The sequence below is a fragment of the Streptomyces sp. NPDC087844 genome, assembly GCF_044742785.1.
Classification (GTDB): Bacteria; Actinomycetota; Actinomycetes; order Streptomycetales; family Streptomycetaceae; genus Streptomyces.
Map to the genome: position 1 here is coordinate 357,466 of NZ_JBIUVD010000002.1, position 17,110 is coordinate 374,575.

Annotated in this window: 15 protein-coding genes; 9 read left to right on the forward strand and 6 right to left on the reverse strand. The window is 70.2% G+C overall.

All coding sequences use genetic code 11. The features are described 5' to 3' along the window. The first annotated feature begins 92 nt into the window (after positions 1-92). Positions 93-3,416 carry a S8 family serine peptidase gene (locus ACIOKD_RS05200; protein WP_402078374.1) on the forward strand — a complete coding sequence of 1,108 codons (3,324 nt, stop codon included), beginning with the start codon at positions 93-95 and terminating at the stop codon, positions 3,414-3,416. A gap of 140 nt (positions 3,417-3,556) precedes the next feature. After that, positions 3,557-4,372, forward strand: a complete 816-nt coding sequence (locus tag ACIOKD_RS05205) for an antibiotic biosynthesis monooxygenase (RefSeq protein ID WP_402078377.1) — start codon at positions 3,557-3,559, stop codon at positions 4,370-4,372. Positions 4,373-4,494: 122 nt separating this feature from the next. Here ACIOKD_RS05205 and ACIOKD_RS05210 read toward each other — a convergent pair whose 3' ends face one another. Next, a complete protein-coding gene (locus tag ACIOKD_RS05210; RefSeq protein WP_402078380.1) occupies positions 4,495-5,424 on the reverse strand; it encodes a helix-turn-helix transcriptional regulator in 930 nt (309 codons plus the stop codon). Between the two features lie 183 nt (positions 5,425-5,607). Here ACIOKD_RS05210 and ACIOKD_RS05215 point away from each other — a divergent pair, with 183 nt between their 5' ends. The 3 genes from ACIOKD_RS05215 to ACIOKD_RS05225 all read left to right on the forward strand — a co-directional run bounded on the left by ACIOKD_RS05215 (position 5,608) and on the right by ACIOKD_RS05225 (position 9,445). Next, positions 5,608-6,648, forward strand: coding sequence for an NAD(P)-dependent alcohol dehydrogenase (locus tag ACIOKD_RS05215; RefSeq protein WP_402078383.1), 1,041 nt, complete (start codon positions 5,608-5,610; stop codon positions 6,646-6,648). Between the two features lie 240 nt (positions 6,649-6,888). Beyond that, a complete protein-coding gene (locus ACIOKD_RS05220) occupies positions 6,889-7,278 on the forward strand; it encodes a VOC family protein (protein WP_402078385.1) in 390 nt (129 codons plus the stop codon). A 67-nt stretch (positions 7,279-7,345) separates the two neighbouring features. Further along, positions 7,346-9,445 carry a restriction endonuclease gene (locus ACIOKD_RS05225; protein ID WP_402078388.1) on the forward strand — a complete coding sequence of 700 codons (2,100 nt, stop codon included), beginning with the start codon at positions 7,346-7,348 and terminating at the stop codon, positions 9,443-9,445. Positions 9,446-9,460: 15 nt separating this feature from the next. On the opposite strand, the gene ACIOKD_RS05230 is transcribed toward ACIOKD_RS05225, so the two are convergent. After that, positions 9,461-9,883: a winged helix-turn-helix transcriptional regulator gene (locus ACIOKD_RS05230; protein ID WP_402079205.1), complete on the reverse strand. Its 423-nt coding sequence runs from the start codon at positions 9,881-9,883 to the stop codon at positions 9,461-9,463. 154 nt (positions 9,884-10,037) lie between these two features. On the opposite strand from ACIOKD_RS05230, the gene ACIOKD_RS05235 reads away from it, so the two are divergent. The 3 genes from ACIOKD_RS05235 to msrA all read left to right on the forward strand — a co-directional run bounded on the left by ACIOKD_RS05235 (position 10,038) and on the right by msrA (position 12,241). Next, a complete protein-coding gene (locus ACIOKD_RS05235) occupies positions 10,038-10,673 on the forward strand; it encodes an NADPH-dependent F420 reductase (RefSeq protein WP_402078391.1) in 636 nt (211 codons plus the stop codon). A 294-nt stretch (positions 10,674-10,967) separates the two neighbouring features. Next, positions 10,968-11,522, forward strand: a complete 555-nt coding sequence (locus ACIOKD_RS05240; RefSeq protein WP_402078395.1) for a DUF3455 domain-containing protein — start codon at positions 10,968-10,970, stop codon at positions 11,520-11,522. A gap of 206 nt (positions 11,523-11,728) precedes the next feature. After that, positions 11,729-12,241 (forward strand): peptide-methionine (S)-S-oxide reductase MsrA, encoded by a 513-nt coding sequence (msrA, locus tag ACIOKD_RS05245; RefSeq protein WP_402078398.1) that lies wholly within the window; start codon positions 11,729-11,731, stop codon positions 12,239-12,241. A gap of 163 nt (positions 12,242-12,404) precedes the next feature. Here msrA and ACIOKD_RS05250 read toward each other — a convergent pair whose 3' ends face one another. Then, positions 12,405-13,220, reverse strand: coding sequence for a hypothetical protein (locus ACIOKD_RS05250; protein ID WP_402078400.1), 816 nt, complete (start codon positions 13,218-13,220; stop codon positions 12,405-12,407). Between the two features lie 570 nt (positions 13,221-13,790). Beyond that, the gene (locus ACIOKD_RS05255; RefSeq protein ID WP_402078402.1) at positions 13,791-14,912 is read right to left on the reverse strand and encodes a hypothetical protein; all 1,122 of its coding nucleotides are present in this window, start codon (positions 14,910-14,912) and stop codon (positions 13,791-13,793) included. A 175-nt stretch (positions 14,913-15,087) separates the two neighbouring features. Here ACIOKD_RS05255 and ACIOKD_RS05260 point away from each other — a divergent pair, with 175 nt between their 5' ends. Beyond that, on the forward strand, positions 15,088-16,242 hold the full coding sequence (locus tag ACIOKD_RS05260) for a cystathionine gamma-synthase (RefSeq protein WP_402078405.1): 1,155 nt from the start codon (positions 15,088-15,090) through the stop codon (positions 16,240-16,242). 78 nt (positions 16,243-16,320) lie between these two features. Here the strand turns inward: ACIOKD_RS05260 and ACIOKD_RS05265 are convergent, their stop codons facing one another. Both ACIOKD_RS05265 and ACIOKD_RS05270 read right to left on the reverse strand, forming a co-directional pair. Further along, entirely contained in the window at positions 16,321-16,572 is a 252-nt protein-coding gene (locus ACIOKD_RS05265) for a hypothetical protein (protein WP_402078408.1), read from the reverse strand. After that, positions 16,569-17,078 (reverse strand): sigma factor-like helix-turn-helix DNA-binding protein, encoded by a 510-nt coding sequence (locus ACIOKD_RS05270; protein ID WP_402078411.1) that lies wholly within the window; start codon positions 17,076-17,078, stop codon positions 16,569-16,571. Before ACIOKD_RS05270 ends, ACIOKD_RS05265 begins: the two co-directional genes overlap by 4 nt. Between the last annotated feature and the right edge of the window lie 32 nt (positions 17,079-17,110).

The following is a 17,110-nucleotide window of genomic DNA, read 5'->3' on the forward strand; positions in this document are numbered from 1 at the left end:
TTGCGCGCGATCATGCGTACGGGATGTCCCCCGGCCGGGTGAACGGGGGTTCATCCCGGACCTGATCTCCAGGGGGAGACTTGCGCAGACAAGTGAAGAGAGCGTGCGCGGCCACGATCGCCACGGCGGCAGCCGTGGCCCTGGCGGCGGGCATGACCAGCCCGGCGTCGGCGGAGGCCGAGCGTACGGCCGCCGACCAGGCCGTACAGACCACGCCCAAGCACCGCGTCACCCTGATCACCGGCGACCGTGTCGTCGTCGACGCCAAGGGCCGTGTCATCGGCCTGGAGCGGGCCAAGGGCCGCGAGGGGATACCCGTCCAGATACGCAAGGCCGACGGGCACACCCTCGTCGTCCCGGCCGACGCGGCACGGCTGATAGCCGGCGGCAAGCTCGACCAGCGGCTCTTCGACGTCACCGAGCTCAACAAGTCGGCCAACCGCAAGGCCCAGAAGCAGGGCCTCAAGCTGATCGTCGGCTACAGCGGCGCGGCCGCGGCGGCGAAGGCGGACGTCCGCGAGGCCGGTGACACCAAGGTCCGCAGGACCCTGAAGTCGCTGAACGCGGACGCGGTGCTGACGCCCAGGGGAGACGCGCCCGACCTGTGGGCCGCGGTCACCGACACACGGTCAGGCGGCGCGAGCACCGCCTCCGGCATCGCCCACGTATGGCTCGACGGGGTCCGCAAGGCCAGCCTCGACAAGTCCGTCCCGCAGATCGGCGCCGACAAGGCGTGGGCCGCCGGATACGACGGCAAGGGCATCAAGGTCGCCGTCCTCGACACCGGTGTCGACGCGACCCACGACGACCTCAAGAACCAGGTCGTCGCCGAGAAGAACTTCTCCGCCGCCGCCGACGCGACCGACAAGTACGGCCACGGCACGCACGTCGCGTCCATCGTGGCCGGTACGGGCGCCAAGTCGACCGGCAAGTACAAGGGCGTCGCGCCCGGAGCCAAGCTGCTCAACGGCAAGGTGCTCGACGACAACGGCTACGGCGACGACTCCGGCATCCTCGCCGGTATGGACTGGGCGGCCGAGCAGGGCGCCGACGTCGTGAACCTCAGCCTGGGCGGCGGGGACACCCCCGACATCGACCCGCTCGAAGCGCAGGTCAACAAGCTGTCCAAGGAGAAGGGCATCCTCTTCGCCATCGCCGCGGGCAACGACGGCGACTTCGGCGAGCAGACGATCGGCTCCCCGGGCAGCGCGGAGGCCGCGCTCACCGTGGGCGCCGTCGACGACACGGACAAGCTGGCCTCGTTCTCCAGCCGGGGCCCCGGCCTCGACGGGCAGATCAAGCCCGACGTGACCGCGCCCGGCGTGGACATCACGGCCGCCTCGGCTGCGGGCAGCGTCATCGCCAAGGAGGTCGGCGAGAAGCCGGCCGGCTATGTGAGCATCTCGGGTACGTCGATGGCGACCCCGCATGTCGCGGGCGCCGCGGCAATCCTGAAGCAGCAGCACCCCGACTGGACGTACGCCGAGCTGAAGGGCGCGCTGACCGGCTCCGCCAAGGGCGGCAAGTACACGCCGTTCCAGCAGGGTTCGGGCCGGATCCAGGTCGACAAGGCCATCAAGCAGAGCGTGGTGGCCGACCCGTCGTCGGTGAGCTTCGGCGTCCAGCAGTGGCCGCACACCGACGACACCCCGGTCACCAAGAAGGTCACGTACCGCAACCTCGGGACGGCCGACGTCACGCTGAACCTCGCGGTGGCGGCCACCGACCCGAAGGGGCAGGCCGCCCCGGCCGGCTTCTTCACGCTCGGCGCCAAGACGCTGACCGTCCCGGCGGGCGGCACGGCCTCCGCCGACCTCACGGCCAACTCGAAGCTGGGCGGCACGCTCGACGGCGCCTACTCCGCGTACGTGACGGCGACCGGCGGCGGCCAGAGCGTACGCACGGCGGCGGCGGTGCAGCGCGAGGTGGAGTCGTACGACCTCACGCTCAAGTTCGTCGGCCGTGACGGCAACCCGGCGAAGGACTACAACGCCAACCTCGTCGGGGTCTCCGGGCTCGCCAAGGAGAAGTGGTACTCGCCCTACGACGGGTCCGGCACCGTCAAGGTCCGCGTACCCAAGGGCGGTTACATTCTCGACTCGGCGTTCTTCGTCGACCCGGAGGACTTCGCCAAGGGCGCCGACTGGGTGGCCCAGCCGAAGCTGAACGTCACCAGGAGTGCCACGATCACGGTGGACGCGCGGACCGCCAAGCCGGTGGACGTCACCGTGCCCGACGCGGCGGCGAAGTCCGAGTTCGCCTCGGCGGACTACACGGTGGACGCCGGCAACAGCAGCTACTCGTTCGGCTGGTGGCTGAACTCGTACACCAACTTCCGTGCCGCGCACGCCGGTCCGCAGATCACGGACGGCACGCTGTACCAGCAGTGGGACGGCCACTGGGCCAAGCCCGCCGAGGAGTACGACACCACCGTCGGAGGCAAGGTCAAGCAGGTCGCCACCGGCTACACCAAGCACTACAAGGCGAGCGAGCTGGCCACGGTGAAGACCGGCCTGGGCGCCTCGGCGAGCGGCAAGAAGGGCGCGCTCAACGCCTGGGGCTCGCTGCCCGGCAGCTCCGGCTCCTCCTCGATCGGTATCCAGCAGACGCTGCCCGGCACACGGACGGTGCACCTGTCCACCGCGGGCGGGGTCAAGTGGAACCTCGACTTCGAGCAGCACGGCGGAGTCGACGAATGGGGCTGGCCGATCGTCGAGGCCTTCTACACGCTCGGCACCCCGCAGACCCTCGCGGCGGGCAAGAGCTACGAGAAGACCTTCAACACGGCGGTCTTCGGACCGCGCATCGGCTCCTCCTTCGGCCTCTACCGCGAGGGCAACGGCATCTACGGTTATCTGCCGCTGTTCGCCGACGGCAAGACCCATTCCGGTTCCTCGCTCTACTCGTCGGTCACCACGACCCTCTACCGCAACGGCGCCAAGGTCGGCTCGAACAGCGACCCGCTGGTCGGGGGCGACATCTTCAAGGTTCCGGCCGGTGACGCCGCGTACAAGCTGACCACCTCGGTCAAGCGGACCGTCAAGGTCGCCGCGGCCTCCACCCGCGTCGACGCCAGCTGGACCTTCCGCTCCAAGAAGGCCGACCTGGCCAAGCTGCCCGCGTCCTCGATCCGCTTCGACGCGGCCGTCGGCCTGGACAGCAGGGCTCCGGCGGACAAGAAGGTCTCCGTCCCGGTGACCGTCCAGGGCTCGGCCGCGGGCTCGAACCTGAAGTCGCTCGCCGTGTACGTGTCGTACGACTACGGCCAGACCTGGAAGAAGGTCACCGTCAAGAACGGCAAGATCGAGGTCACCAACCCGGCCAAGGGCAAGGGGATCTCGTTCCACGCCAAGATCGCCGACAAGAAGGGGAACAAGTCGACGATCTCGATCTACAACGCGTACTACGGAAAGTGACCGAAAGGCTCGCTGAACGCTGATACGCACAGAGACAAGCAGGAAGATACGCACGGAGATACGCACGGACGCGTGAGAACGCGTGAGAACGGCCCGCCGGAAGCACAGCTGACGGCGGGCCGTTCGGGTAGGGGGAGGACATGACCGCGCACACCGTTGAATACATCCGGTACCTCATTCCCGAGGAGCAGTCGGCGCTGTTCCTCGCCGCCTACTCCCGGGCCGCCGCGCACCTCGCGGCGGCCCCGAGCTGCGTCGACTACGAGCTGGCCCGCAGCGAGGAGGACTTCCAGCACTACGTGCTCCGGATCACCTGGACGTCCACCGAGGACCATGTCGAGGGCTTCCGCGAGTCCGAGCTCTTCACCGACTTCGTCGCCGAGATCGGCCCCTTCACCGGGTTCGTGGAGGAGACACGCCACTACAAGCCGACGACGGTACGGGGTACGGGGGCGGCCGTACCGACGCTGTACGCCTGGTCCGGGGGCGCCGAGGCCTTCACCCGCCTCACCGAGGTCTTCTACGACAAGGTCCTCAAGGACGACGTCCTGGCCCCCGTCTTCGAGGGGCTCGCCGCCGAGCACGCGGAGCATGTGGCGGCCTGGTTCGGGGAGGTCTTCGGGGGGCCGCCCGCGTACTCCGAGACGCAGGGCGGGCACGGGCACATGGTCGCGAAGCATCTGGGGAAGGGCATCACCGAGACGCAGCGGCGGCGGTGGGTCAATCTGTTGCAGGACGCGGCGGACGACGCGGGGTTGCCGACGGATGCGGAGTTTCGGTCCGCGTTCGTCGCGTACGCGGAGTGGGGGACTCGGCTTGCCGTGCACTTCTCCGGGCCGGACGCGGTGGCTCCGGGGGAGCAGCCGGTTCCGCGGTGGTCCTGGGGTTCGGCTCCGCCGTATCAGGCCCCCTCGTCCTCGTCCTCGTCCTTGTCCTCAGACGCCGGACGGGCTTGAGGGGGTTCGTTTTCAGCTGCGGGCCGGTGAGGGCCGGTCGCGCAGTTCCCCGCGCCCCTGGGTATCTCAGCCCCTCCGGCGTTCGAGGAGCGGGGGTTCGGGGGCGGAGCCCCCGAGGTCGGCTACTGCCTCGGCGCCGACGAACCCGCCTGGACCGCGTCCGTTCCCCAGCTCGCGAGCAAGCGGAGCGCCTCCGCCGACGGCGACCCCGGCTCCGGGTGATACGTGACCATCGACAACTCCTCGTCGTCGACGAGCTTGAACGTCTCGAAGGACAGCGTCAGCTCACCCACCAGGGGATGGTGCAACCGCTTCACCCCGTGGCTCTTCTCCTTGACGTCGTGCGTCGCCCACAGCCGCCGGAACTCCTCGCTCTTCACGGACAGCTCCCCGACGAGAGCCGACAGCCGAGGATCGTCCGGATGACAGCCCGCGTCCATCCGCAGGAAACTCACCATGTCGGACGCCTTCTGCTCCCACTCCACGAACAGCTCGCGGTACTCGGGCCGCAGAAACACCATCCGCGCCCAGTTCCGCTCCTGCGCCGGCATCTGGGACCAGTCCCCGAAGACGGCCGCGCTCATCCGGTTCCACACGAGGATGTCCGAACGCCGCCCCACGACGTACGCGGGCACACCGTCGAACGTGTCGATCAGCTGCCGCATCGCCCCCCGGACCTGCTGCGGCCGGGCCGACGCCTTCTTCTTGTGCTGCTTGGGCTTCGCGAGATGCGTCAGATGCGCGTGCTCGGCGCCGCTCAGCCGCAGGGCGCGCGCGATCGCGTCGAGGACCTCCGCCGACACGTTCCGTCCGTTGCCCTGCTCAAGGCGGGTGTAGTACGCCACGGACACCCCGGCCAGCTGCGCCAGCTCCTCGCGGCGCAGCCCCGGCACCCGGCGGTGCCGCCCGAAGTCCGGCAGCCCCACGTCCTCCGGCTTCAGCCGGGCCCGGCGGGTGCGCAGGAACTCGCTGAGTTCGGCGCGCCGGTCCAGCCGCCGTCCCGGTTCCTGTCCGGCCCCACCAGTGGGCTCCTGAGCGGGCTGTTCGTCCATACATCCAGTATTCACGGAGCCACACGGTCGTACGCATACGAAGGTGCTCCCGCCAGTAGTAGGACCAGTGGACGTACGTAACACCGTGGTCTGGGTGAAGGCCGGCAGACGGGGCAGCCTGGACGGCGTACCCGGCCGGAAGGCAGGCCGGGCGCAGTTCCATTCTTTAGGAGAACCCTCCGCATGACCACTGTCGCCGCATACGCCGCCCCCGCCGCCAAGGCTCCGCTGGAGCGCACCACCATTGAGCGTCGCCCGGTCGGTGAGCAGGACGTCCTGATCGAGATCAAGTTCGCCGGTATCTGTCACTCCGACATCCACCAGGCCCGCGAGGGCTGGGGCGAGGCCATCTTCCCGATGGTCCCCGGCCACGAGATCGCCGGCGTCGTCACCGAGGTCGGCTCCGGTGTCACCAAGTTCGCCGTCGGCGACCGCGTGGGCGTCGGCTGCATGGTCGACTCCTGCCGTGAGTGCGAGAACTGCAGGGCGGGCCTTGAGCAGTACTGCACCGAGGGCAACATCGGCACGTACAACGCCGTCGACAGGAGCGGCGAGGTCACCTACGGCGGCTACTCGACCCACATCGTGGTCGACGAGGCCTTCACCGTCGGTATCCCCGAGGGTCTGGCCCTCGACGAGGCCGCGCCGCTGCTGTGCGCCGGCATCACCACGTACTCCCCGCTCAAGCACTGGAACGCGGGTCCCGGCAAGAAGGTCGCGATCCTCGGCATGGGCGGCCTCGGACACATGGGCGTCAAGATCGCGCACGCGCTCGGCGCCGAGGTGACCGTGCTGTCGCAGTCGCTCCGGAAGAAGGACGACGGGCTGAAGCTGGGGGCCGACCACTACTACGCGACCAGTGACCCGCAGACCTTCGAGGAGCTGCGTGGCTCGTTCGACCTGATCCTCTCGACCGTTTCCGCTCCGCTGGACCTGGACAAGTTCCTGTCCCTGCTCCGGACGGACGGCGCCTTCGTCAACGTGGGCGCGCCCGAGGAGCCTGTTTCCCTGAACCTGTTCTCCGTGATCGGTGGGCGCAAGACCCTCGCCGGGTCGGGGATCGGTGGCATCCAGGAGACGCAGGAGATGCTGGACTTCTGTGCGGAGCACGGGTTCGGCGCGGAGATCGAGCTGATCAGCGCGGCTGAGATCAACGAGGCGTACGAGCGGGTGCTCGCGAGTGATGTGCGGTACCGGTTCGTGATCGACGCGGCCACGATCTAGCTCCGCTCGGGGGTGACTGGGGCTCGGTCTGTGTTTGGGTGCGGGCGCGGTGGGGGCTGGTCGCGCAGTTCCCCGCGCCCCTGAGGGGCGGGGGTGCGCCCCAGCCCTCCCACGCCTGGACATAGCTGCGCGGGCTGCGGGGGTGCCGTCCCGCCGGGTAGGCGCCTAGCGTGGGCATGGACAGGCATGGACAGGCATGGACCGGAAAGGTGCCGCTGACGAGCCGAGGAGGTCCGCACGATGACCGTCGAGCTGAACCACACGATCGTCGCCGCCCATGACAAGAAGACGTCGGCCCGCTTCCTCGCCGACATCCTGGGTCTGGAGGTGGGCTCCGCGTACGGCCCCTTCGTCCCGGTACAGATTCCGAACGGGGTGACCCTCGACTACATGGACGTCGTCGGCTCCATCCCGCCCCAGCACTACGCGTTCCTGGTCTCGGAGGACGACTTCGACACGATCTTCGCCCGCGTCCAGGATGCCGGGCTCACCTACTGGGCGGACCCGTACCACCGCCGCGTCAGCGAGATCAACACGAACGACGGCGGTCGCGGCACGTACTTCGAGGATCCGAACGGCCACAGTCTGGAGATCCTCACCCGGCCTTATGGAAGCGGGGCGCGAGGGTAGGCGAGGCGGCCGGCACGCCTACTATGTGCTTTTCGGCTGCCATTGTCCTGGGGAGGGCCTGCGGCACATGTCTCGTCGCTCTACTGGTTTTGTCGGCGTGTGGGCCGAAGTGCAACGGCAGCAGCAGCGCCAGCTGGAAGTCGAAGCCAGGCAGCGGAGGCGAGCGGAACAGCAGACCCTCGCCTACCAGCGGCGAGCGGCCCAGAGCCACCGCCAGTACAGACAGGCCGAGGCGCAACGCCGTACCGACGAACTAGACGCACAGGTCGCGTCGTTGCAGGGCCTCCTCGCCGCGGGCTGCCGGACTCCCCCCTTCAGAGCGTCCTCGCTCCTGCGGCCGGAGGAGGTCGAGCCCTTCGCCCCGGGGCCACTGGCCCAGCCGGTACGCATGCCGGACGCCGGCCAGTACCAGGTGCAGAGCGGCTGGACCGCGAACCGTAGGGCCCAGGCGCAGGCCGAGGCACGGGCGCGCTTCGAGCACGACTGGCACGCCGCCCAGGCCGCGGAGGCGCACCGGCAGCGGCAACTGGCCGCCTACCAGCGGCAGTACCAGCAATGGGCCGACACCCAGCTGGCCGAAGTACGCCGTCACAACGCCGGCGTCACCGAGGTCACCGAGGGCGTCCGGCGCCTGGATCCCGACGCGGTGATCGAGTACTTCTCCGCCGCTCTCTACGCCTCCAAGGCGTGGCCTGAGGATCTGCCGCGCCAGGTCGCGGCAGCGTACGACCCGGCGGCCCGGGAACTGGTGCTGGACTGGGAACTGCCCGACTTCGGCATCGTCCCCGAGGTCAAGTCCGTCCGCTACGTGGCAGGGACCGACCAGGACAAGGAGGCCCCGCGGCCCGTGAGTCAACGGCGGGCGCTGTACCGGGACGTTCTCGCGCAGTGCATGCTGCTCGTCCTGCACGAACTCTTCGCCGCGGACGAGCTGGGCGCACTCGAATCGGTGACCCTGAACGGGTTCGTGGACGGACACGACCCGACGACGGGCCGACCGGGCCAGATCTTCCTCGCGACCGTCATGGCCTCCCGCTCGGCGTTCCGCGACCTGCACCTCGCACAGGTGGAAGCGGGCAGCTGCCTGTCCGACGCGCTGCGGGGACAGCTCTCGGCCCGTCCGGACCAGCTCACTCCGGTACGGACGGGACGGCGGCCCCAGGACGTCGGGAACCGTGTCGTCGCCCACGGCGGCGACGAGGAACCCGACCTGTACGCCATGGATCCGATCGCCTTCGAGAACCTCGTCGCCGAACTCTTCCGGGCCATGGGGATGCAGGCGGTGACGACCCAGCGCTCGGGCGACGGCGGCGTGGACGTCGACGCGCTGGACCCGGCGCCGATCCGGGGCGGCAAGATCGTCGTACAGGTCAAGCGGTACCGCAACACCGTTCCGCCCACCGCCGTACGCGACTTGTACGGCACCGTGCAGGACGCCGGGGCCAATAAGGGTGTCCTGGTGACGACTTCGGGCTTCGGTCCCGGCTCGCACACCTTCGCCAACGGCAAACCGCTGGAACTCGTCTCGGGCCCCCAGCTCGTCGATCTGCTGCACCGGCACGGGCTGCGGGGGCGGCTGGGCGAGGGCGACCGGGCGGCAGGCGGCGAGGCGCGGTCGGCCACGCGGTCGGCCACGCGGTCGGCGCGGCCGGCACCGGAGGACCCCGGCACCCGGCTGCCCGACGACTACAACGTCCTCGGCATGTCGTGGTCCGGGAACGTGGCCCTGGACGTGTGCGCGCTGGTCTGCGCGGGCAACCGCGTCCTCAGCGACGATCACTTCGTCTTCTTCAACAACCCGCGGACGCCCGACGGTTCGGTGCGCACCCTTCCCGCCACCGGGCCCGACAAGGCCGCGATCTGTGTGTCCTTCGACGGGCTGCCGGAACGGGCGGACCGGTTCGTCCTCGTGGCCGCGATCGACCCGGAGGCCAACCCGGACGCCGACCTCTCCGGGTTCACCGACGCCCGGATCCGCCTGCTCGACCCGGCGATGTCCGAACTGGGACAGCTGGAGGTCTCCGACGGGCGCCCGCGCGAGACGGCGCTGGTGCTCGGCTCCTTCCGCCGACGGGCGGGCGGCGACTGGGACTTCGTCCTCGGCGGCAAGGGCTACACCGGCGGCCTCATGGAACTCGTGCAGGATCACGGCATAGAGGTGGAGTAGCAGCGGGGACACCCGCTATCGGGTCCGGGGCTCCCAGGGCTCACGGGACTCCTGGGACTCCTGGGTCTCCTGAATTTCCTGGGCCTCCTGGGCTTCGAGGAGTTCGTCGCCGTGCTCGGTCACCCAGCGGCCGAGTGCCGCCATGGGGCCCTCGACCAGGCTCAGCCCCAACCCGGTCAGGGCGTACTCGACGCGCGGCGGCGCCTCGGCATGGGCCCGGCGGTCCACCAGGCCGTTGGCGAGGAGGCGGCGCACCGTGTCGGTCAGCACCTTGTCGCTGATACCGCCGATCGCGGCCCGCAGATCGCGGCGCCGGCACGGTCCCGAGCGAAGAGCCGCCAGGACGACTGGGTCCCAGGTGTGGGCGAACAGATCGGCGGCGGCGCGCAGCCGGCAGTCGGCCACCAGCTCGTAGCAGTGCGCGTCGTCATCGGTCATCACCCCTTCACCCGCCTCTCTGCCATCCGTCTCTGTCATCCGTCTCATTGTCATCATCGCGGGTCGGTCACGCACCGATCGGTGCGTGACGCGCTCCCTACCGTGGCTACCCAACTGGCAGTGGAAGACGACGGTTCGAGAGGCAGCAGCGACGATGCGTATCGGGATTCTGGGAACGGGAACACTGGCGGCGGCCCTGGGCGAGGGCTGGCTCCGTGCAGGGCACGAGGTGTGGATCGGCGGACGGTCGCAGGTCAAGGCGGACAAGCTGGCCGAGCGACTGGGGCGCGGGGCACTCGCCGCCCCACCGCGAGTGGCGGTCACGGGCCGCGACGCGGTGCTGCTCGCCGTGTCCTGGGACGGCGTCGGGGACATGCTGGGACTGGCGGGCGCGTCCGACGGCGTACTCGCGGGCACGCCTCTGATCGACCCTACGAACGCCGTCGCGCACGGTGTCGGCGACCTGCTCACCGGACGCGGCGAGTCGATGGCGATGCGGATCGCCGGGCTCGCACCGGGCGCCCACGTGGTGAAGGCGTTCCATCTCTTCCCCGCCGGCCTGTGGACGAGCCCCGTCGACGACGGCCGGCCCCGGGCGACCGTGGCGATGTGCGGCGACGATCCGACGGCCCTGCGGATCGTCGGCGAGCTGGTGAGTGACGTCGGCGGCGCCCCGGCGACTCTGGGGTCGCTGGACCGTGTCCGCCAGCTGGAGGAGGTCGCGGGCTTCGTCATAGGCCTCGCGTTCGCGGGCGTGGACCCCAACTCCGCTGTTCCAAAGGTCTCTTGAGAAGGTGACGGGACATGCGGAGTGTCCCCCGGGACCGGCGTGGCGTGACCGGCCGAATGCCCCCCAGACCCTCGCCAGGGCGAACAGGGCAGGTGATACTCCTTGCTCCATCACGTGTTGCTCCATCACGTGTTGCTCCATCAGGCGTTGCTCCATCACGTGCCGCGCGCTCAGCCGGGCGGCCCGGTCCGTCGACTCGGCAATGGTTCCCGCACGGCGGAACGGTGTCCGCGTCCGCGTCAGCGTCCGCGGCTGTGACCTCGTTCGTTCGGAATCACCCTGGAGACACATCCCATGAAGCTCGCCAAGCGTCTTGTCCTCACCACCGCGGCACTCGCCGCCGTGACCGCCGGCACGCTCTCCGGCGCGTCGGCCGATCAGGCGGCGGTCTCGCAGCCCGTACGTGTCGGCGTCGACGTTCCCGACGCGCTCAAGGTCCCGGACGGAAACCGGCTCACCGGTGTCTTCGCCGCCACCGGCGTCCAGACCTACACCTGTACCGAGGGTGCCTGGAAGCTGCTGGAGCCCGCCGCCACCCTCTCGGTGAGGAGCGACCGCCACCACCGCCCGGTCGCCCTCCACTCCCGAGGCCCCGTCTGGGTGTCCACGGTGGACGGCAGCGCCGTGAACGCCGCAGCCGTCGCCACCTCGCCCAGGACCGGCACCATCCCCGAGCTCCTGCTCAAGTCCACCGCCACTCGCGGCACCGGCGTCTTCGCCGACGTCTCCTACATCCAGCGCCTCGCCACCGACGGCGGCGTGGCCCCCACCACCGCCTGCGCCGGCACCGACGACCAGGTCAGCGTCCCCTACTCCGCCACCTACACCTTCTACAAGCCCACCGTGTGACGGGTTGAAGATGAGCTGAGAAGAGCTGAACAGCGGCGGGAAGCGCGGCGGCCGGGCAGGGAGCCGTTCGGCCGGGCATCGAGCCGCTCGGCGGGGTACGGAATCGCTCGGAACCCTCGTGCGTTGGGAGGAGTGGGTATGGATGCCGGTGGTGAGCGAGCCGAGCGGCCCGAGTGACCGAGCTGACTGAAATTTGGAGGGCCGCAATGGCTGCGCAGACACAGAGGGCCGTGCTGGCGGGCGGATGCTTCTGGGGGATGGAGGACCTGATCCGCCGACTCCCCGGCGTGACGGCGACCCGGGTCGGATACACCGGGGGCGACGTGCCGAACGCGACGTACCGTAACCACGGCACGCACGCGGAGGCCATCGAGATCCTTTTCGACCCCGCGGGGACCGATTTCCGTACGATCCTGGAGTTCTTCTTCCAGATCCACGACCCGAGCACCAAGAACCGTCAGGGCAACGACCTCGGTCTCAGCTACCGCTCGGCGATCTACTACGTGGACGACGAGCAGAAGCGGATCGCCGAGGACACGATCGCTGATGTGAACGCCTCCGGACTGTGGCCGGGCGAGGTCGTCACCGAGGTGGAGCCGGTCGGCCCGTTCTGGGAGGCCGAGCCCGAGCACCAGGACTACCTGCAGCGTTACCCGGACGGCTACACCTGCCACTTCCCACGCCCGGGGTGGCGGCTGCCGGCCCGCGCGGAGGGCTGACCGCCGGGGCGGCCCGCCGGTCACACCACCTGTGACTGACGGGCCTCCTCGCCCCGGCGCAAGCCGCCGTCCGCCGTGCGCCATGAACCGACCGGTCTCCGTACGTCGCGAAGATGAACCACCGCCGCTCTCGCAGCTCCGCCCCCTCGGCTTCGGGGCGGCATCAGCTGCGCCGCCACCAGCGCCGCCTGGGTTCGACCGTCAGCGCGGTTTCGTCCGTCGACCTGTCCGTGGACTTGTCCGAGTGGAACGCGGCCAGGGCGGTGCGGACGCGGTCGAAGGAGACGACCTCGTGATGGCCGTCGGCGTCGACGGCTACCCCGACGCAGACCAGCTTGAAACGGTGCCCGTCTCCGCCGAGACGGGCGCCGATGAAGACCGGTGCGCCCACGCACCCTTGAGGCAGGTCTCCGTTCCAGTGGATGCCGCCGTTGCCGGTGCGCGCAATCTCGCCGACCACGACAGCCTGCTCCCGCGTACCGTCCCCGTCGGCGACGTGACCCAGTAGATAGGCCGCGACCGGACCGTCACCGAGGTCGACGATGTCCTGTTCCGTGGCCGCGATGGCGTCGGTGATCTCGTCGGTGGTCCAGCGCCACCCCTTGCGAGCGCCGTGGGCGTGCAAGCCGGTGGTGGGCATGACCGCCACTCCCAGATCGCCGAGATGGGTCCAGCCCTCCGCGAAATCGGTCATCAGCAATTTGTCCGCGCTCATCACGGGGGTGCACAGCTCGGGGCGCAGGGTGAACTCGGCCATCGCGACGCGGGTCGGTTCGCCGGCGGTCACGAGGAACTGCCGGACGACCTCGCCGTCGGCGCTCGTCTCCACAAGCTCGTTGCACCAGAAGGCCGTTGCGTGCCGCTCCTCCCGGTTGGCCCGCTGGAAGGGCAGCGTCGAGCGGCCGGCATGACCGACGATCGCGTCGATGGTCGCATCGGAGAGAGCTGGCAGGCCAGGAGGCTCAAGAGGGTCGGACACAGGGCGAGACGTTAGCGCACGCCCGGGGCATCCTGATCCGTCGACTTCCGGCCGCCGTCTTGACGGCCATGCAGCATGAGGCCCGGCACGGCGAAAGTTCGCAAGAGTTCGCGTTGACAGTTCGGTGTGCGGGTGTCGGTGGGACCGCCGCATCGCCACCGCGAGGTCGACTGTCACGCAGCCGCAACCACACCGGCTGACCGGGAACTGTGCGACCAGCCCCCACACGCCCGCGCGTGCGAACGCACCCGGTTCCGCCCCGTCACGGGCGCGAGGAACTCACCGGATCGACTCGACACCGGCCGACAGTGCGCCCGATGTCGCCGCGACTCCCGGCGGAAGAGGCTTACCCGGCTGCCACGGCCACACCCATGGGGCAGGACACCCCGGTCACGTCGAGCCTACGCTGCCCCGGGAACACGGGCCCTCCTCGGCGATGGCGGAGATGGCGGAGATGGAGGCGATGCCAGAAGCCCCCTCGTGGCGGTGGCGTCCAGCGAGAGGAACGTAGGAGCCGTCTCCGGCATTCCGGGGGCAGGGCCGCGGCTGCCGGGGCTGCCAGGGGTGTGCTCAGTGCGGCAGCGTCACCGGGCTTCCCCCGTTCGCCTCGTATCCCGCCACCGACAGGGCCCGGTACACCGCGTAGTCCGCCGCCGGGTCGGGCGTCAGGGTCCAGGGCAGGGCGCCCACGTGGCCGTCGACACGCACCAGCTGGTTCATCGACTCCGCCCAGCGCTCGCCGCGCACCAGGAAGAAGACCAGCAGATGGCGGACATGGGCGAGCATCGGGTCGTCCGAGCGGGCCGCGTGGACCGCGAAGAGCGCGCCGTGGACCGCCTTGGTCACGACCTCGCTCTGGTAGAAACCGCTGACGAGATTCACCTCGGGGAGGTGCTCGAAGACCGCGAAGAGCGGCATGGCGGCGAGCAGGGAACCCCGGGGAGCCCGCGCCGCCGCCGCCTCCGCGAACGAGTACGCCGTCTCCCGCGAGCCGTGCCACTTCTCGCACCAGTAGTGCAGTGCCGCCAGATGCGCCCCCATGTGCGCGGGCGCCCGGTCCAGGATCTTCAGCCAGAGCTTCTCGAACTCCGGCTGCGAGTAGGCGAGCCCGCGGGCCACGGAGAGCTCGATGATGTACGGGATCGGGTCGCCCGGAGCCAGCAGCGCCGCGTCACCGCAGGCCGCCCGCGCCTCCTCCATGATGATCCGGAACTCGTCCGTCCCCGGCGACGACGTACGCCACGCCTGCTGCACCAGGAACTCCGCGTGCACCGCCGCGCCGCCCGCGTCCTTGGGCTGCTCGGTCCGCCAGACCCGCAGCCACTGCCCGCCGGGGTTCTCGCTCACCCCGCCCGGACGCTGCTGCAGCTCCAGCGACGCGGCCCCCGCGAAGGCCTGGACGCGCTGCCAGCGCCGCTCGCCCTCTGCCTCCGTACCGGCGAGGAGCTGTGACGCGGCGCGGTAGTCCTGGCTGCGTTGCACCAGATCGAGGACCTCCAGCAGGTCCTGGTCGGGGCCGGGCATGCGGATGTCCAGCTCCTCCTGGCGCAGGAAGCCGTAGTTCGCCGGGTCGGCGGCGTCCGGGTCGCCGGGAGCGACCTGCTGGATACCACCGGCACGCCTGCGCATCATGATCGGTCCGAGGGCGAACCCGATCATGAGCAGCGCCATCAGGACCCAGAGAATTTCCATGCCACAAGCGAACCAGACGGGTCCGACAATTGGCCAACCAGGGCGGCGACTCCTGTGGAAAACCTCCGCGGAGGGCCGCAGGGAGCAGTTCCCCCAGAGCCCTCGGCGACGGCCTCGGGCCAGGAGGGGGGCGTCCGACGTCACAACGTCCGCGAGCGCACTACCCTCGGTTCCCATGAGCGAAAGGCACATCAGCCAGCACTTCGAAACCGTGGCGATCCACGCGGGCAACACCGCCGATCCCCTCACCGGCGCGGTCGTCCCGCCGATCTATCAGGTTTCGACCTACAAACAGGACGGCGTCGGCGGTCTGCGCGGCGGCTACGAGTACAGCCGCAGCGCCAACCCGACCAGGACCGCCCTGGAGGAGAACCTCGCGGCCCTGGAGGGCGGCCGCCGCGGGCTCGCGTTCGCGTCCGGACTGGCGGCCGAGGACTGCCTGTTGCGTACGCTGCTCAGTCCCGGCGACCACGTGGTCATCCCCAACGACGCGTACGGCGGTACGTTCCGCCTCTTCGCGAAGGTCGTCTCGCGGTGGGGGGTGGAGTGGTCGGTCGCCGACACCAGCGACCCCGCGGCCGTACGGGCCGCCATCACGCCCAGGACCAAGGCCGTCTGGGTGGAGACCCCCTCCAACCCGCTCCTCGGCATCACCGACATCGCCGCGCTCTCGCACGTCGCGCGTGAGGCCGGCGCGAAGCTGGTCGTCGACAACACCTTCGCCAGCCCTTACCTCCAGCAGCCGCTCGCGCTCGGCGCGGACGTCGTCGTGCACTCGCTGACCAAGTACATGGGCGGCCATTCCGACGTCGTCGGCGGTGCGCTCGTGGTCGCCGACCAGGCGCTCGGCGAAGAGCTCGCCTACCACCAGAACGCGATGGGCGCGGTGGCCGGTCCCATGGACGCCTGGCTGGTGCTGCGCGGCATCAAGACGCTCGCCGTCCGTATGGACCGGCACAGCGAGAACGCCACCAAGGTCGCCGAGATGCTCACCCGGCACGCGCGCGTGACGCGCGTTCTGTACCCGGGCCTTCCGGAGCACCCCGGTCACGAGACCGCCGCCAAGCAGATGCGGTCGTTCGGCGGCATGGTCTCCTTCCAGGTCGAGGGGGGCGAGGAGGCGGCCGTCGAGGTCTGCAACCGCGCCAAGGTGTTCACCCTGGGCGAGTCCCTGGGCGGCGTCGAGTCCCTGATCGAGCACCCGGGGCGGATGACGCACGCGTCCGTGGCCGGGTCCCTCCTGGAGGTCCCCGCCGATCTCGTACGCCTCTCCGTGGGCATCGAGAACGTCGACGACCTCCTTGAGGACCTTAAGCAGGCCCTGGGATAGCCCGACCGGTTCGGCCCGTCCGGCTCGGCTGCAGTCCTGTAGTACCCGGCGGCCCTCCAGAGGCCGCCGCAGGCCCTCTCACCAGCCGGTCAGCGGTGGAGTCGTCTCCGAAGGCGGCTCCACCCACGGCTGGGCGACCGACAGCCACACCACGAAGGCCACGGTCGCCGCTAACAGCACCAGCCACATCAGCCGCCGGGCAAGCGTCCGGCGGCGCAGCATGCGCCCGCCCCTGCGGACGGCCTCCGTGTACAGGGCGGGCGGTACGGGAGGCTGCGGCTTCTCCAGGATGCGCCGGACGTCGGCCTCCCTGCGGCTGACAGGGCTCATGAAGGCACCACCTTCGCGATCGGCGGGGCGGCTTCCCGCGGCGGATGCAGCAGTGTGGCCATGGCACGGTCGCAGATCGTCCGTACGCGTTCCGTGGGCAGCCCCAGCAGCGCGGCGGCCTGTTCCTCGGCGACGCCCTCGTACATGCGCAGCACGAGGATCAGCCGTTCCTGAGGGGTGAGGTGGCGCAGGGCGCTGTCGGGGGCGGGGCGGCCACGGGGGTGCGGCCGGCCGATACCGCCGTACTGGTGCCAGGCCCCGCGCGCGAAGCGCACAGCCAGATACTGCCGGGTCCGGTCGTACGGGTCCTCGCCGTGCAGGCGGTCCCAGACGGCGTACGTATGGGCCAGGGCCGCGGTGAGCAGGCGCCGCGCGCGCGGGTTGCCGTCCGTGGGCTCCGCGGTGAGCAGCGTGGCGGCATGCAGCAACCGCCCTGCCGCGCCCGCGACGAACGCCTCGAACTCCCGGGCACGGCGGGCGTTCCGGGACGCCTGCCGCTCTCGCACCGCGCCTCCCCGTGGGAAAACCGGGCCCTGGG

What these genes read in the sequence shown, in the direction of transcription:
- ACIOKD_RS05205 (WP_402078377.1), top strand. Translation starts at nt 3,557, where the DNA reads ATGACCGCGCACACCGTTGAATACATCCGGTACCTCATTCCCGAGGAG.
- ACIOKD_RS05210 (WP_402078380.1), bottom strand. Translation starts at nt 5,424, where the DNA reads ATGGACGAACAGCCCGCTCAGGAGCCCACTGGTGGGGCCGGACAGGAA.
- ACIOKD_RS05215 (WP_402078383.1), top strand. Translation starts at nt 5,608, where the DNA reads ATGACCACTGTCGCCGCATACGCCGCCCCCGCCGCCAAGGCTCCGCTG.
- ACIOKD_RS05220 (WP_402078385.1), top strand. Translation starts at nt 6,889, where the DNA reads ATGACCGTCGAGCTGAACCACACGATCGTCGCCGCCCATGACAAGAAG.
- ACIOKD_RS05225 (WP_402078388.1), top strand. Translation starts at nt 7,346, where the DNA reads ATGTCTCGTCGCTCTACTGGTTTTGTCGGCGTGTGGGCCGAAGTGCAA.
- ACIOKD_RS05230 (WP_402079205.1), bottom strand. Translation starts at nt 9,883, where the DNA reads ATGACCGATGACGACGCGCACTGCTACGAGCTGGTGGCCGACTGCCGG.
- ACIOKD_RS05235 (WP_402078391.1), top strand. Translation starts at nt 10,038, where the DNA reads ATGCGTATCGGGATTCTGGGAACGGGAACACTGGCGGCGGCCCTGGGC.
- ACIOKD_RS05240 (WP_402078395.1), top strand. Translation starts at nt 10,968, where the DNA reads ATGAAGCTCGCCAAGCGTCTTGTCCTCACCACCGCGGCACTCGCCGCC.
- msrA (WP_402078398.1), top strand. Translation starts at nt 11,729, where the DNA reads ATGGCTGCGCAGACACAGAGGGCCGTGCTGGCGGGCGGATGCTTCTGG.
- ACIOKD_RS05255 (WP_402078402.1), bottom strand. Translation starts at nt 14,912, where the DNA reads ATGGAAATTCTCTGGGTCCTGATGGCGCTGCTCATGATCGGGTTCGCC.
- ACIOKD_RS05260 (WP_402078405.1), top strand. Translation starts at nt 15,088, where the DNA reads ATGAGCGAAAGGCACATCAGCCAGCACTTCGAAACCGTGGCGATCCAC.
- ACIOKD_RS05265 (WP_402078408.1), bottom strand. Translation starts at nt 16,572, where the DNA reads ATGAGCCCTGTCAGCCGCAGGGAGGCCGACGTCCGGCGCATCCTGGAG.